Source organism: Streptomyces sp. NPDC048349, from assembly GCF_040651925.1.
In the GTDB taxonomy this organism is placed as follows: domain Bacteria; phylum Actinomycetota; class Actinomycetes; order Streptomycetales; family Streptomycetaceae; genus Streptomyces.
In genome coordinates, this window is the sequence record NZ_JBEZLA010000072.1 from 17,623 (window position 1) to 32,509 (window position 14,887).

Here is a 14,887-nt window from a genome sequence, read left to right on the forward strand (position 1 = left end):
TGTCCCAGTGGTGGACGTCCTCGGGAAGTTACCTTCCCGTCCCCCGGTGGTGGTAGCTACATTCTGTATAGCGAAATCTTAATTCCATCCTGTGGAAACATCCAATCGCGGTGCGGGCGTGTCAGCGGTCCGTCCGGGCACTCTTGACTGGCTCTCGATCGCCGTGAAGACTCCGTCAACAGAACGTTGAATTTCGCTCTGTGGAAGTAGATGGGGAGGTTCCGGTGTCCGACGTGGCTGTGGAACTGGTACTGCGCTCGACGCGCGTCATCACCCCCGAGGGGACGCGCGCCGCTTCGGTGGCCGTCGCCGGCGGGAAGATCACGGCCGTGCTGGCGTACGAGGCCGAGGTACCGGCCGGAGCCCGGCTGGAGGACTTCGGCGACGACGTCCTGCTCCCCGGTCTGGTCGACACCCACGTCCACGTGAACGACCCGGGCCGCACCGAGTGGGAAGGCTTCTGGACGGCGACCCGCGCCGCCGCGGCCGGTGGCATCACCACCATCCTCGACATGCCCTTGAACTCCCTGCCGCCGACGACCACCACCGCCAACCTGCGCGTCAAGCAGGAGGTCGCCCGTGCCAAGGCACACGTGGACGTCGGCTTCTGGGGCGGCGCCCTGCCGGACAACGTCAAGGACCTGCGCCCGCTGCACGACGCCGGCGTCTACGGCTTCAAGTGCTTCCTGTCGCCCTCGGGCGTGGAGGAGTTCCCCGAGCTCGACCAGGAGCAGCTCGCCGCCTCGCTCGCCGAGATCACCGGCTTCGGCGGCCTGATGATCGTGCACGCCGAGGATCCGCACCACCTGGACTCCGCGCCGCAGAACCCGGGCCCCAAGTACGCCGACTTCCTGGCCTCCCGCCCGCGCGACGCCGAGAACACCGCGATCGAGAACCTGATCGCCCAGGCCAAGCGGCTGGACGCCCGCGTCCACGTCCTGCACCTGTCCTCCTCCGACGCCCTGCCGCTGATCGCCGCCGCGAAGGCCGAGGGCGTCCGGATCACCGTCGAGTCCTGTCCGCACTTCCTCACCCTCACGGCCGAGGAAGTCCCGGACGGCGCCACCGAGTTCAAGTGCTGCCCGCCCATCCGCGAGGCCGCCAACCAGGACCTCCTGTGGGACGCGCTCGCCGACGGCACCATCGACTGCATCGTCTCGGACCACTCGCCCTCCACGGCGGACCTCAAGACCGGTGACTTCGCCACCGCGTGGGGCGGCATCTCCTCACTCCAGCTGGGCCTGCCCGCCATCTGGACCGAGGCGCGCCGCCGCGGCCGCAGCCTGGAGGACGTCGTGCGCTGGATGTCCGCCGCCCCGGCCGCCCTCGCCGGACTGACGCAGAAGGGCGCGATCGAGGTGGGCCGCGACGCCGACTTCGCCGTCGTCGCCCCTGAAGAAACGTTCACTGTGGACCCGGCCGAGCTGCACCACCGCAACCGGATCACCGCCTACGCCGGCAAGACCCTGCACGGCGTCGTGAAGTCCACCTGGCTGCGCGGTACGCAGATCGCCGACCACGGCACCCCGACCGAGCCCACGGGCCTCCTCCTCGAAAGGCAGAACTGACAGTGGCGATTCCTTCCTTCACCGGTAACGCGAACCCGTACGGAGGCGGCGACCCGTACGCGGACTACCGCACCGCGGACTTCCCGTTCACCCAGTACGCGAACCTCGCCGCCCGTGAGCTGGGCGCCGGTGTCATCGCTGCCAACGACGAGTTCTTCGCCCAGCGCGAGAACCTGCTCATCGCCGAGGCCGCGCACTTCGACCCCGAGCACTTCGGCCACAAGGGCAAGATCATGGACGGCTGGGAGACCCGCCGCCGCCGCGGTGTCTCCGCCACCCAGCCCTGGCCGACCGCCGAGGACCACGACTGGGCGCTCGTACGCCTGGGCGCCCCCGGCGTCATCCGCGGCATCGTCGTCGACACCGCGCACTTCCGCGGCAACATGCCGCAGGCCGTCTCCATCGAGGGCACCAACTGGGACGGCGCCCTCGCGCCGACCCCGGAGGAGCTCCTCGCCGACGACGTGAAGTGGACCGTGCTCGTCCCGCGCACCACGGTCGGCGGCCACGCGGCCAACGGCTTCGAGGTGACCGCCGAGCAGCGCTTCACGCACCTGCGCGTCAACCAGCACCCGGACGGCGGCATCGCCCGCCTGCGCGTCTACGGCGAGGTCGTCCCGGACCCGCAGTGGCTCGCCACGCTCGGCACCTTCGACGTCGTCGCGCTCGAGAACGGCGGCTCGGTCCAGGACGCGTCCAACCGCTTCTACTCCCCGCCGACCAACACCATCAACCCGGGCCGCTCCCGCAAGATGGACGACGGCTGGGAGACCGCCCGCCGCCGCGACAACGGCAACGACTGGATCCGCTACCAGCTCGTCGCGGAGTCCGAGATCCGCGCGGTCGAGATCGACACCGCCTACCTCAAGGGCAACTCGGCCGGCTGGGCCTCGCTGTCCATCAAGACGGGCGAGGAGGGCGAGTGGACGGAGTTCCTGCCGCGCACCCGCCTGCAGCCCGACACCAACCACCGCTTCGTGCTGGACACTCCGGCGGTCGGCACGCACGTGCGGATCGACATCTTCCCGGACGGCGGCTTCTCCCGCCTGCGCCTGCACGGCTCGCTGACGGAGTCCGGCGCCGCCGCGCACGCCGCCCGCCACCAGGAACTGGGCGCCTGACGCACCCGTCCGTGAACGCCCCGGGAGCCGACACTCCCGGGGCGTTCCGCTGTCTCCCGCCCTACGCCGCGTAGCCGCCGTCGACGGCGAACTCCGCGCCCGTGACGTAGGCGGCCCCCTCCCCGGCCAGGAAGGACACCATCGCCGCGACCTCCCGCGCGGTGCCGAAGCGGCCCAGGGCCGTCAGTGCCGCCTGCGGGTGCGCGAAGGGTCCGTCCGCCGGGTTCATGTCGGTGTCCACCGGCCCGGGGTGCACGAGGTTCGCGGTGATGCCGCGACCGCCGAGTTCCCGGGACAGCGCCTTCGTCAGCCCGGTCAGCGCCGACTTGCTCATCGCGTACAGCGTCCCGCCCGGGCTCGCGGCCCGCTGGGCCATGCAGCTGCCGATGGTGATGATCCGGCCGCCGGAGCCCATCCGCCCGGCCGCCGCCCGGGCCGCCAGGAACGCGCCGCGGACGTTGACCGCGAGCACCCGGTCCACCTCGGCCGGGGTCAGCTCGCCGAGGGGGCCGAGTACGCCCACCCCGGCGTTGTTGACCAGGACGTCGATCCGCCCGAAGCCCCGTACGGTCTCCTCCACCGCCGTCCCGGCACCGGTCGCGGCGCCCGCGTCGGCCCGTACGGCCATCCCGCGCCTCCCGAGCGCCTCCACCTCGCCGACCACCTCCGCGGCAGCCTGCGCGTCGTTGACGTACGTGACCACGACGTCGAACCCGTCCTCCGCGAGCCGCAGCGCGCTCGCCGCCCCGATCCCGCGGCTTCCCCCGGTCACCAGTGCCACAGACCCGTTCATGCCGTCCTCCTCCGTTGAAGTTGTTTCGTCTTCAATGAAATCGGAGCCGGTGACCCGCCGCTGGCAGGAATCGGACGCGGCGTTCTTCGCGCGCCGCACCGATGAGTTTTCGGGGGTCCGGGAGTCTGAATGCGTGTAACGCGTCAAGGACGACCGAGCCAGGAGCGCAGAGTCATGGGCAAGCTGACCCTCACCACCTTTCTGACCCTCGACGGCGTGATGCAGGCGCCCGGCGGCCCCGAGGAGGACCCCAGCGGCGGGTTCGCGTACGGGGGCTGGGTGGTGCCCTACGCCGACGAGGGCATGGGGGAGTTCGTCACCGAGGTCTTCGACCGGGCCGGGGCGTTCCTCCTCGGGCGGCGGACCTACGAGATCTTCGCCTCGTACTGGCCGCAGCACGACGACCCCGCCGACCCCGTCGCCGGCGGCCTGAACCGGCTGCCGAAGTACGTGGCCTCGACCACCCTCGAGGAGCCGGCCTGGGGGCCGGCCACCGTGATCGACGGGGAGCACCTGCAGAGCGAGATCGTCCGCATCAAGGACGCCCTGGACGGAGAGCTCCAGGTGCACGGCAGCGGGCAGCTCGCGCAATGGCTGCTGGCCAGGGACCTCGTGGACGAGCTGAACCTGCAGGTCTTCCCGGTGTTCCTGGGCGCCGGGCGCCGGCTGTTCCCGACCGGCGGGCTGCCGACGGCCTTCGAACTGACGGGCTCCCGTACGACGTCCAGCGGGATCGCCATCCACACCTACCGCACGAAGGGACGGGCCGCCTTCGGCACGTTCCTCGACGACTGAGCCCGGTCCCGGGCCCGACCAGACACCTAGCGCGGGTCCAGTGCCAGCTGGACCACGCGGCGCTCGCGCAGGACGAGCAGGTCCGGGGACTCGCGCTCGTAGTGGCGGATGCGGCCGACCGGGCCCGGCGGGCGGATGTGGGGTGCCAGGAGCAGCAGGAGGTCCTCCAGGTCGGGGAGCTGCTCCGCGTGGATCTCCTGGCGGCTGGTCAGGGCCCAGCCGCCGCGGTCGTCGGGGCCGAACTCGCCGACGAGCATGCCCCCGACGCGCCACGCCGGGCCCCGGGTACCGAGGAGCCCCTCGGGCGCCAGCTGGCCGCGGAGCTCCGCGACCACGGCGTCCGGGGTGCTCTCCACGAGGTCGAAGGCCAGGTCCAGGGCGTAGAGATCAGCCATGTCCCCGATGCTACGGGGCCGGTCGGACAAGTCCGCACATCAGTCGACCGGCAGGTGCGCATATCAGTCGACCGGCAAGATCGGCTCCGGTACGGTGGGCCCGCACGCGTGCGAGCCGCCGAAGTCTCCACTCCTTCCGGACCGTTGGAGACAGTCCCGTGACCGTGACCCCGCCCGCCCTCGAAGCCCCCCGCGGCGCCTCCCACAGCGCATCCGGCAGCGCTCCCCGCCGCGCCGCCCGGCTCGCCGACCTGCCCGTCCTGGCCGTGGCCGTCGTCTGGGGCGGCAGCTATCTCGCGGCCAAGGGCATCACCACCACCCAGACCGTGATCGGCGTGCTCGTCCTGCGCTTCGGGCTCGTCCTGCCCGTCCTCGCCGTCGCCGGGTGGCGGCGGCTGCGCGCGCTGACCCCCGCCCAGCTGCGCGGCGCCGGGTTGCTGGGGCTGGTCCTCGGCGGGATCTTCCTCCTGGAGACCTACGGGGTCGTGCACACCTCCGCCACCAACGCGGGGCTGATCATCAGTCTGACCATGATCTTCACACCGCTCGCCGAGGCGGCCGTGAAGAGGCAGCTGCCCTCGGGCGGGTTCCTCGCCGCCGCCGCGGTCTCCGTAGCCGGGGTCGTGCTGCTCACCCAGGGCGGCGGGTTCACCGCGCCCGGCCCCGGCGACCTGCTCATGCTCGGCGCCGCCCTCGCCCGGACCCTCAACGTGCTGCTGACGGCGCGCATCAAGGCCGTCCAGGAGGCCGACTCGCTCTCCCTCACCACCGTCCAGCTCGGCGCCGCCGTCCTCGTCTTCGCGGTCCTGGCGGCAGTACCCGGCACCGGGGACGGCCCCTGGGCCGTGGCCGCCGGCTTCGGGGCAGCCGAGTGGGCCGGCCTGGTCTTCCTGTCCGTCCTGTGCACGCTCTTCGCCTTCTTCGTGCAGATGTGGGCCGTGCGCCGGACCTCGCCCTCCCGTGTCAGCCTGCTGCTCGGCACCGAGCCGTTGTGGGCTGCCGCCGCCGGCATCGCCATCGGCGGGGAGCACCTGGGCCCCGTCGGCCTCGCGGGCGCCGTCCTCGTGCTCGCCGGTACGGCATGGGGACGCCGGGCCGTCGGCTGATTGTCCGGAACCGCTCCCCATCCCGGAGGAACGGCGGCCCTAAGGTGGCCCGATGGCCACCCGCTCACCGATCCGGGAGCTCCTCCAGACGGACCCGGCGCCCTTCGCGGCGCGAGAGCTCGCACGCCTCCGCGATCCGGAACGCGGCGAGCGCCTCCCGGCCGTCGCACGGGTTGGGGCCCTCGCCGCGGACCAGGCGTACGAAGGCCGCCAGCTCCGCCTCGTAGGCGGGGGCGAACCGCTCCAGGAACCCCGTCCACGGCTTCCTCGCCGGGGGCGGGCCCTGCGGCTCGGTCGAGGCGATCGGCGTACGGTCGTCCAGCCCGGCCGAGACCTGGTCCAGCTCCCCGGCCAGCTCCATCCGCACGTCGTACCCGGCTCCGTTGCACCGCGTGCCGGTCGCGGTGACCAGGGTCCCGTCGTCCAGGGTGAGCACGGCCGCCGCGGTGTCGATGTCGCCGGCCTCCCGGAACGCCGCCGGACCCGCGTCCGACCCGGCCGCGAACACCTCCCTCACCTCGTGCCCGGTGACCCAGCGGACCATGTCGAAGTCGTGCACCAGGCAGTCCCGGTACAGCCCGCCGGAGGTCGCCAGGTAGGCGGCGGGCGGGGGAGCCGGATCGGCCGTCATGGTCCGTACGGTGTGCAGCCGGCCCAGGGCGCCCGAGCGGACCAGTTCCCGGGCCGTGCGGAAACCCGCGTCGAAGCGGCGCATGAAGCCCACCTGGAGCTCGCCACGGGCGGCCTCCACCTCGCGCAGTACGGCCAGGGTCCGGGCCAGGTCGGGGGCCAGCGGCTTCTCGCAGAACACCGGCAGCCCGCCGCGCACCGCCCGTACGGCCAGCTCCGCGTGCCCCTCCGTCGCGCAGGCCACGACCACCGCGTCGACGCCCCAGGTGAAGACCTGCTCCACGGAGGGCGCGGCGGTGGCCCCGAGCCGGTCGGCCAGCCGCGCCGCCCGCGCGGGATCGGCGTCGGCGAGCAGGAGCGAGCCCGCCTGCGGGTGGCGGGCCAGCGCCGCCGCGTGGAAGGACCCGATCCGGCCCGTCCCGATGAGCCCGATGCGCATGCACTCAACCTGACCCCGTACGGGGGACCTGTCAATCTGCCCGGGCATGCCCCGATGAGCCTGCATGGTCCACTGTGGCGGATACTGAGCGGCTGGAACCGGAATGACCGAATTGGTGACGAGGGAAGGGCGCGGCGACGTGGCTAGGGTTCGGACAGGGGTACGCGTCGTGGGCGCCGTGCTCGCGGCGGTACTGGGAGCCTCGCTCGCGGGCTGCAGCAGTACGGGCGGCAAGCGCGCCGAGGAGCGGGCCAAGGCCGCCGAGGCGGGCCGGCCGGCCGTCTCCACCCCGCGCTGGACCTTCGCGATGGTCACGCACGCGGGTGACGGCGACACCTTCTGGGACATCGTCCAGAAGGGCGCCAAGGAGGCCGCGGCGAAGGACAACATCAACTTCGTCTACTCCCACGACGACCAGGCGCAGCAGCAGGCCCAGTTCGTGCAGAACGCCATCGACCAGAAGGTCGACGGGATCATCGTGAGCCTCGCCAAGCCGGAGGCGCTCAAGGACGTCATCGGCAAGGCCGTCAAGGCCGGCATCCCGGTGGTCACGGTCAACTCCGGATCGGCCCAGTCCGCCGAGTACGGGGCCCTGACCCACATCGGCCAGGACGAGCAGATCGCGGGCGAGGCGGTCGGCACCGAGCTGACCGCGCGGGGCCGCAAGAAGGCCGTCTGCGTCCTGCACGAGCAGGGCAACGTGGGCCACGAGCAGCGCTGCGCCGGGGCGAAGAAGACCTTCTCCGGCACCATGGAGAACCTGTACGTCGAGGGCACCAACATGCCCTCCGTGCAGGCGGCCATCCAGGCGAAGCTCCAGGCGGACCCGTCGGTCGACTCGATCCTGACCCTCGGCGCCCCCTTCGCCCCGACCGCGATCAAGGCCAAGGAGGCGGCCGCCGGCAAGGCCGAGGTGGACACCTTCGACCTCAACGAGTCCGTCGCCCGCGACCTGAAGTCGGGCGCCCTCGGGTTCGCCGTCGACCAGCAGCCCTACCTCCAGGGCTACGAGGCGGTCGACCTGCTGTGGCTCTACCGCTACAACGGGGACACGCTCGGCGGCGGCCGTCCGGTGCTGACCGGACCGCAGATCGTCACCGGCGCCGAGGCCGCCAAGCTGGAGGAGTTCATCAAGCGGGGAAGCCGATGAGCGCGTCCGCCACCACCGTGGACGAGCGGCTCGCGCCCGCCTCCGTGGTCCGCCGGCTGCTCGGCCGTCCGGAGCTGGGCGCCGTCGTCGGTGCCGCCGCCGTCTTCGTCTTCTTCTCCTTCGCCGCCGACAGCTTCCTGCGCGCGTCCAGCCTCAGCACGGTGCTGTACTCCGCCTCCACCATCGGGATCATGGCGGTCCCGGTGGCCCTGCTGATGATCGGCGGCGAATTCGACCTCTCCGCCGGTGTCATGGTCACCACCTCGGCGCTGCTGAGCTCGATGTTCAGCTACCAGATGACCGCCAACGTGTGGGTCGGCGTCCTGGTGTCGCTGCTGGTCACCCTGGCCCTCGGCTTCTTCAACGGCTTCATGCTGACCCGTACGAAACTGCCCAGCTTCATCATCACGCTCGGCACCTTCCTGATGCTGACCGGCCTGAACCTCGGCTTCACCAAGCTGATCAGCGGTTCGGTCTCCACCAAGACCATTGCGGACATGGAGGGCTTCTCCTCGGCGCGCGCCCTGTTCGCCTCGCAGTGGAACATCGGCTCGGTCACCCTGAAGGTCACCATCCTGTGGTGGCTGGCCCTGGTCGCCGTGGCCACCTGGATCCTGCTGCGCACCCGCGCCGGGAACTGGATCTTCGCGGTGGGCGGCGGGGCCGACGCGGCCCGCGCCACCGGCGTCCCGGTCGTCAAGACCCGGATCGGCCTCTACATGGGCGTCGCCCTGTGCGCCTGGATCTCCGGGCAGCACATCCTCCTCTCGTTCGACGTGGTCCAGTCGGGCGAGGGCGTCGGCAACGAGTTCCTCTACATCATCGCGGCCGTCATCGGCGGCTGTCTGATGACCGGCGGCTACGGCTCCGCCATCGGCTCGGCGGTCGGCGCCTTCATCTTCGGCATGACCAGCAACGGCATCGTCTACGCCCAGTGGAACCCGGACTGGTTCAAGTTCTTCCTCGGCGCGATGCTGCTGCTCGCGACGCTGCTCAACGCATGGGTCCGCAAGCGGGCGGAGGCGAAGTGACCACGACAGTGTCCGAAGACAGGGGCGCGGCCTCCCTGGTGAAGCTGACCGGCGTCAGCAAGTACTACGGGAACATCCGTGCCCTCCAGGGCGTCTCCCTGGAGGTCTCCGCCGGCGAGATCACCTGCGTGCTGGGCGACAACGGCGCCGGCAAGTCCACCCTCATCAAGATCATCGCGGGTCTGCACCAGCACGACGCCGGCTCCTTCGAGATCGAGGGCGAGGAGACCGTCCTCGCCAACCCGCGCGCGGCCCTGGACCGCGGCATCGCCACCGTCCACCAGGACCTCGCCGTCGTCCCGCTGATGCCGGTCTGGCGCAACTTCTTCCTCGGCTCCGAGCCCACCAAGGGCCGCGGCCCCCTGCGCCGCCTCGACGTGCCGTTCATGCGCGAGACCACCCGCGCCGAGCTGCTGCGCATGGGCATCGACCTGCGCGACGTGGACCAGCCGATCGGCACCCTGTCCGGCGGTGAGCGGCAGTGCGTGGCCATCGCCCGCGCCGTCTACTTCGGGGCGAAGGTCCTCGTGCTCGACGAGCCCACCGCCGCCCTGGGCGTGAAGCAGTCCGGCGTGGTCCTCAAGTACGTCGCCGCCGCCCGTGACGCGGGCCTCGGCGTGGTGCTGATCACCCACAACCCGCACCACGCCCACCTCGTCGGCGACCGGTTCGTGCTCCTCAAGCGCGGCGCCATGGCGGGCAGCCACACCCGCGACTCGATCACCCTGGACGAGCTCACCCGCCAGATGGCGGGCGGCTCCGAGCTCGACGAACTGAGCCACGAACTGGAGCGGGTGGCAGAATCAGGTCCGGACGCCGCATCCGGCCCCCTTTCCGCCGCCGACAGGAACGACACGACTCGATGAGCACGTACCGGGACTTCTCGCTCGCCCACCGGGGGGCGGCGCGGGGCACCGTCCTGCGTACCATCGGGACCCGTGAACGCCGCTCGCACCTGACCGCCCCGCGGGTGCCGACCGTCGGCATCGACATCGGCGGCACCAAGGTGATGGCCGGGGTCGTCGACGCCGACGGCGTCATCCTGGAGAAGATCCGCACCGAGACCCCGGACAAGTCCAAGAGCCCCAAGGTCGTCGAGGACACCATCGTCGAGCTGGTGCTGGACCTCTCCGACCGGCACGACGTGCACGCCGTGGGCATCGGGGCGGCAGGCTGGGTCGACGCAGACCGCTCCCGCGTCCTGTTCGCCCCCCACCTGGCCTGGCGCGACGAGCCGCTGCGCGACGCGCTCCAGTCCCGGCTCGCGGTCCCGGTCATGGTCGACAACGATGCCAACACCGCCGCCTGGGCGGAATGGCGCTTCGGGGCGGGGCGCGGCGAGGACCACCTCGTCATGATCACCCTCGGCACCGGCATCGGCGGGGCCATTCTCGAGGGCGGCCAGGTCAAACGCGGCCGGTACGGGGTCGCCGGCGAGTTCGGCCACATGCAGGTCGTCCCCGGCGGGCACCGCTGCCCCTGCGGCAACCGCGGCTGCTGGGAGCAGTACAGCTCCGGCAACGCCCTGGTCCGCGAGGCCCGCGAGCTCGCCGCCGCCGACTCGCCGGTCGCGTACAACATCATCGCCAGGGTCGGGGGGAACGTCTCCGAGATCACCGGGCCGCTCATCACCGAGCTGGCCCGCGAGGGCGACGCGATGTGCGTCGAACTGCTCCAGGACATCGGCCAGTGGCTCGGCGTCGGCATCGCCAACCTGGCCGCGGCCCTCGACCCCGCCTGCTTCGTCATCGGCGGCGGCGTCAGTGCGGCCGACGACCTGCTGATCGGCCCCGCCCGCGATGCCTTCCGCCGCCACCTCACCGGCCGCGGCTACCGGCCCGAGGCGCGGATCGCCAAGGCCCAGCTCGGCCCCGAGGCCGGTATGGTCGGCGCCGCCGACCTGGCCCGGCTCGTCGCCCGCCGCTTCCGGCGCGCCACCCGCCGCCGCGTCGAGCGCTACGAACGGTACGAGCGCTACGCGCAGCAGCTGGGCCGGCGCGAGCCCGCCGGTCCCACGGACGCCCCGGACCCCAAGGACACCGAGCAGCAGTGACCCCGCCCTCCCTGCCCCGCCAGGCCGCCGCCCCCGACGGGGGCGGCGGGCCGCAGCCCACCGCCGAGGACCGCCGGCACGTCGTCAAACGCCGCTGGGTCACCGCGATCATCATCCTGCTGCTGGTCGGCGTCCCCGCGGGTTACCTGGCCATCTCCACCCAGCAGAGCCGCGAGAGCGGCCGCGACAAGGCGGCCAGGATCGGCGCGTCGAAGGTGCGTCCGGGCTGGCCGTCCAAGGTGCAGCGCAGCATCTACGAGGTGCCCATCCCTCCCAAGGCCTGGCGGGTCGGGTTCCTCGAGACCAACAACTGGCGCACGAGCCGGCTGTTCACGCAGTTCGCCGTGACCCCGGCGGACCTGGACGCCTTCCTGGCCTCCCTCGGCACCAGCCGGGACGCGCTGCGCCCCGGGGTCGCGATCTCCCCGCACGACTCCGAGGTCGCGGGCTGGAGCTGGAGCCCGGCGGCCTCCTGGTACGAGACCACCCTGGAACAACAGGATCCGCGCCCCACCCGGGACGTCACGGTCGACCTCACGGACCCCGAGCACCCCAAGGTGTACGTGGTGTCCACGACGACCCCGTAGCCGGGCCCCGGCGACCAGTGCTCTGACCGGAAAGCTTCACCGCCTCACGACGCCCGGCACGGCACCTCGCCGCGTTGTCCGGCCACGCACGTACGTCCAGTACGAGCCGCGGCCCTCCGCCTTGCGATGCACCGCACCGGACGCCGCGAACCGGCAAACCTTTCCGGTCAGAGCACTAGCCTGGGATCATGAAGCTCACCAAGCGGCTGCATTCCTGCGTCCAGCTGGAGAAGGACGGGCGCACGCTCGTCATCGACCCGGGCGCCTTCAGCGAACCGGACGCGGGCCTCGGGGCACAGGCCCTGCTGGTCACGCACGAACACCCCGACCACTTCGACGAGGGCCGGCTGCGGGCCGCCCTCGACGCCGATCCGGCCGCCGCGCTGTGGACCCTGCGCAGCGTCGCCGACCGGCTCGCCCCCGCCTACCCGGGCCGGGTGCACACCGTGGGCCACGGCGACACCTTCACCGCCGCCGGGTTCGAGGTCCAGGTGCACGGCGAGCTGCACGCCGTGATCCACCCGGACATGCCGCGGATCACCAACGTCGGCTTCCTGGTCGACGGTTCGCTCTTCCACCCCGGGGACGCGCTGACCGTGCCCGACGCGCCGGTGGACACGCTGATGGTCCCGGTGCACGCCCCCTGGAACAAGGTGGCCGAGGTGATCGACTACCTGCGCGAGGTCAAGCCGCGGCGGGCCATCGACATCCACGACGTCTACCTCGCCGACATTGCCCGGCCCATCTACGACAAGGCCCTGGACGCCCTCGGGGGCACCGACCACGGCCGACTCTCCGCGGGCGACACCGCCGACCTGTGACTGTCGGTGCCGGGCGGTAGGTTGGGACGCATGCGTATCGCCACGTTCAACGTCAACTCCATCACCGCCCGGCTGCCGCGCCTGCTGGCCTGGCTGGAGAGCGCAGGCCCCGATGTCCTGTGCGTCCAGGAGACCAAGTGCACCGCGGAGCAGTTCCCGCACGCGCAGCTGCGCGAGCTCGGCTACGAGTCGGCCGTCAACGCCACCGGCCGGTGGAACGGCGTGGCCCTCGTCTCCAAGGTCGGCCTGGAGGACGTGGTCGTGGGCCTGCCCGGCGGCCCCGACTACGAGGGGGTCCAGGAGCCCCGCGCGATCTCCGCCACCTGTGGCGGGGTGCGCCTCTGGTCGGTGTACGTGCCCAACGGCCGCGAGGTCGAGCACGACCACTACGGCTACAAGCTGAGCTGGTTCCGCTCGCTGGCCGCCGCCGTCGCCGAGGACGCGGCCGGCCCCCGCCCCTTCGCGGTGCTCGGGGACTTCAACGTGGCCCCGACCGACGAGGACGTGTACGACCCGGCGGTGTTCGCGGGCCTCACCCACGTCACCCCCGCCGAGCGGGCCGCCCTGGAGGCGCTGCGGGCGGCCGGGCTCTCCGACGTGCTGCCGCGCCCCCTCAAGTACGACCGGCCGTACACGTACTGGGACTACCGCCAGCTCGCCTTCCCGAAGAACAGGGGCATGCGCATCGACCTGGTGTACGGGAACGAGTCCTTCAGCAAGGCCGTCACCGATGCCTACGTCGACCGCGAGGAGCGCAAGGGCAAGGGTGCGTCGGACCACGCGCCGGTCGTCGTCGACCTCGACTTCGACCGGTAGAGAAACGCAGCCGTCAGGGGCGCCCGGCGCCGCCGGGGCCCGATCCGGGCCCACGGATCCAGGCGCGCCCTGTGGCCAGCGGCGGATCCTGGTGCGACGCTGGGCGGTATGAACATCCCTTTCCTGGACAACTGGCTGAACCGGCACGAAACGGAACCGACCGCGGGTCTTGCCGCCGCACTGGCCGATGATCCCGAGGGCGTCGCCGAGTTGTTCTCGGAGTGCGAGATGCTGCGGGTCCAGGCAAGGGCGGCCGGCCTCGAACTCGACGAGAGCCAGGCCTCCTTGGAAGCCCTCGACCAGCTGATGCCCCGCTGGCGGCGGGATCCCGAGATCGTGCCGTGGCTCGGCAACGACGCGGGCTTCTACCTCGGGACCGTGATCATCCGCACCATCCCGGGGTCGGGCTGGCAGGTGTGGCCCAACGGCCAGCCGGTGATCCGGCTGGCCTCGGGCCGCGAGCTCAACGTCATCGAGTCCGGGGTGTCCTGGGCGATGACCGGCTCCCCCGAACTCAGCCAGGCGTACGCGGAGGCCTCCGAAGCCTGACCGCGGGAGAGGTTTATGCGACGTTTATGTCCCTCCAGGCGTGTCGAGGCGAAGTGCCCTTCCCGGGCTGGATAGTTTGCGCAGACCTCGACACCGACAAATGGGCAGGGCAGCGCATGGCCGTCGATCCGTTGATCGAGCTGCGGGACGTCAACAAGCACTTCGGGACGCTCCACGTCCTGCAGGACATCAACCTCACCGTCGGCCGCGGGGAGGTGGTGGTGATCATCGGCCCCTCCGGCTCCGGGAAATCGACCCTGTGCCGGGCGATCAACCGGCTGGAGACCATCGAATCGGGCACCATCCTCATCGACGGGCAGCCGCTGCCCGCCGAGGGCAAGGAACTGGCGCACCTGCGGGCCGAGGTCGGAATGGTGTTCCAGTCCTTCAACCTCTTCGCGCACAAGACCGTGCTCGCCAACGTCTCCCTCGCCCAGGTCAAGGTCCGCAGCCGCAAGAGGGAGGAGGCGGACAAGCGCTCGAGGGAGCTGCTGGAGCGCGTGGGCCTCGCCGACCAGGCCGCCAAGTTCCCCGCCCAGCTCTCCGGCGGACAGCAGCAGCGCGTGGCCATCGCCCGCGCCCTGGCCATGAACCCCAAGGCGCTGCTCTTCGACGAGCCCACCTCCGCGCTCGACCCGGAGATGATCAACGAGGTGCTGGAGGTCATGCAGCAGCTCGCCGCCGAGGGCATGACCATGGTCGTGGTCACCCACGAGATGGGCTTCGCCCGCTCCGCCGCCCACAGCGTCGTGTTCATGGCCGACGGCAGGATCGTCGAGAACCGGACCCCGGAGGAGTTCTTCACCGCCCCGGAGAGCGACCGGGCCAAGGACTTCCTCTCCAAGATCCTGAAGCATTGAGGGGGCCCGCCCGATGACCGCGATCCGCGCCCTCGCCGTGCTCCTGATCACCGTGGCCGCCGCCGGCCGGGGCAGGGCCGGCGGCCCGCCGGTCCAGGGTCCGCAGCCCGCGGGCCTGCCCTGCTCCGGGCCGCCGATCCGCCGGTGCTGCTGATGGACGAGCCGTTCGGTGC

Annotated in this window: 17 protein-coding genes; 14 read left to right on the forward strand and 3 right to left on the reverse strand. The window is 71.7% G+C overall.

Annotation, left to right across the window (positions count from 1 at the left end):
* Positions 1–224: 224 nt before the first annotated feature.
* Positions 225–1,568 carry an allantoinase AllB gene (gene allB, locus AB0D44_RS29540; protein WP_362596476.1) on the forward strand — a complete coding sequence of 448 codons (1,344 nt, stop codon included), beginning with the start codon at positions 225–227 and terminating at the stop codon, positions 1,566–1,568.
* A gap of 2 nt (positions 1,569–1,570) precedes the next feature.
* Positions 1,571–2,689 carry an allantoicase gene (gene alc, locus AB0D44_RS29545; protein ID WP_362596478.1) on the forward strand — a complete coding sequence of 373 codons (1,119 nt, stop codon included), beginning with the start codon at positions 1,571–1,573 and terminating at the stop codon, positions 2,687–2,689.
* A gap of 61 nt (positions 2,690–2,750) precedes the next feature.
* Here the strand turns inward: alc and AB0D44_RS29550 are convergent, their stop codons facing one another.
* Complete coding sequence (locus tag AB0D44_RS29550; protein ID WP_362596480.1) at positions 2,751–3,482, reverse strand: SDR family oxidoreductase; 732 nt, start codon at positions 3,480–3,482, stop codon at positions 2,751–2,753.
* A 174-nt stretch (positions 3,483–3,656) separates the two neighbouring features.
* On the opposite strand from AB0D44_RS29550, the gene AB0D44_RS29555 reads away from it, so the two are divergent.
* Positions 3,657–4,277, forward strand: a complete 621-nt coding sequence (locus AB0D44_RS29555; protein WP_362596482.1) for a dihydrofolate reductase family protein — start codon at positions 3,657–3,659, stop codon at positions 4,275–4,277.
* 26 nt (positions 4,278–4,303) lie between these two features.
* Here AB0D44_RS29555 and AB0D44_RS29560 read toward each other — a convergent pair whose 3' ends face one another.
* Entirely contained in the window at positions 4,304–4,672 is a 369-nt protein-coding gene (locus tag AB0D44_RS29560; RefSeq protein WP_362596484.1) for a hypothetical protein, read from the reverse strand.
* Positions 4,673–4,836: 164 nt separating this feature from the next.
* Here AB0D44_RS29560 and AB0D44_RS29565 point away from each other — a divergent pair, with 164 nt between their 5' ends.
* Complete coding sequence (locus tag AB0D44_RS29565; protein ID WP_362596510.1) at positions 4,837–5,778, forward strand: DMT family transporter; 942 nt, start codon at positions 4,837–4,839, stop codon at positions 5,776–5,778.
* Between the two features lie 64 nt (positions 5,779–5,842).
* Here AB0D44_RS29565 and AB0D44_RS29570 read toward each other — a convergent pair whose 3' ends face one another.
* Positions 5,843–6,847, reverse strand: coding sequence for a Gfo/Idh/MocA family oxidoreductase (locus AB0D44_RS29570; RefSeq protein ID WP_362596486.1), 1,005 nt, complete (start codon positions 6,845–6,847; stop codon positions 5,843–5,845).
* Positions 6,848–7,016: 169 nt separating this feature from the next.
* On the opposite strand from AB0D44_RS29570, the gene AB0D44_RS29575 reads away from it, so the two are divergent.
* The 10 genes from AB0D44_RS29575 (at position 7,017) to AB0D44_RS29620 (ending at position 14,868) form a co-directional block, all read left to right on the forward strand.
* Positions 7,017–7,997, forward strand: a complete 981-nt coding sequence (locus AB0D44_RS29575; protein WP_362596488.1) for a substrate-binding domain-containing protein — start codon at positions 7,017–7,019, stop codon at positions 7,995–7,997.
* Entirely contained in the window at positions 7,994–9,028 is a 1,035-nt protein-coding gene (locus tag AB0D44_RS29580) for an ABC transporter permease (RefSeq protein ID WP_362596490.1), read from the forward strand. Before AB0D44_RS29575 ends, AB0D44_RS29580 begins: the two co-directional genes overlap by 4 nt.
* Positions 8,998–9,894 carry an ATP-binding cassette domain-containing protein gene (locus AB0D44_RS29585; RefSeq protein ID WP_362596492.1) on the forward strand — a complete coding sequence of 299 codons (897 nt, stop codon included), beginning with the start codon at positions 8,998–9,000 and terminating at the stop codon, positions 9,892–9,894. The genes AB0D44_RS29580 and AB0D44_RS29585 overlap by 31 nt, the downstream gene beginning before the upstream one ends.
* Positions 9,891–11,081 carry an ROK family glucokinase gene (locus AB0D44_RS29590; RefSeq protein ID WP_362596494.1) on the forward strand — a complete coding sequence of 397 codons (1,191 nt, stop codon included), beginning with the start codon at positions 9,891–9,893 and terminating at the stop codon, positions 11,079–11,081. Before AB0D44_RS29585 ends, AB0D44_RS29590 begins: the two co-directional genes overlap by 4 nt.
* The gene (locus tag AB0D44_RS29595) at positions 11,078–11,668 is read left to right on the forward strand and encodes a hypothetical protein (RefSeq protein ID WP_362596496.1); all 591 of its coding nucleotides are present in this window, start codon (positions 11,078–11,080) and stop codon (positions 11,666–11,668) included. The genes AB0D44_RS29590 and AB0D44_RS29595 overlap by 4 nt, the downstream gene beginning before the upstream one ends.
* 188 nt (positions 11,669–11,856) lie before the next feature.
* A complete protein-coding gene (locus AB0D44_RS29600; RefSeq protein WP_362596498.1) occupies positions 11,857–12,489 on the forward strand; it encodes an MBL fold metallo-hydrolase in 633 nt (210 codons plus the stop codon).
* Positions 12,490–12,519: 30 nt separating this feature from the next.
* On the forward strand, positions 12,520–13,305 hold the full coding sequence (locus AB0D44_RS29605) for an exodeoxyribonuclease III (protein WP_362596500.1): 786 nt from the start codon (positions 12,520–12,522) through the stop codon (positions 13,303–13,305).
* A gap of 108 nt (positions 13,306–13,413) precedes the next feature.
* Positions 13,414–13,854 carry a DUF6278 family protein gene (locus tag AB0D44_RS29610; protein ID WP_362596502.1) on the forward strand — a complete coding sequence of 147 codons (441 nt, stop codon included), beginning with the start codon at positions 13,414–13,416 and terminating at the stop codon, positions 13,852–13,854.
* A 116-nt stretch (positions 13,855–13,970) separates the two neighbouring features.
* Entirely contained in the window at positions 13,971–14,714 is a 744-nt protein-coding gene (locus tag AB0D44_RS29615) for an amino acid ABC transporter ATP-binding protein (RefSeq protein ID WP_362596504.1), read from the forward strand.
* A 13-nt stretch (positions 14,715–14,727) separates the two neighbouring features.
* Entirely contained in the window at positions 14,728–14,868 is a 141-nt protein-coding gene (locus AB0D44_RS29620) for a hypothetical protein (RefSeq protein ID WP_362596506.1), read from the forward strand.
* Positions 14,869–14,887 lie beyond the last annotated feature (19 nt).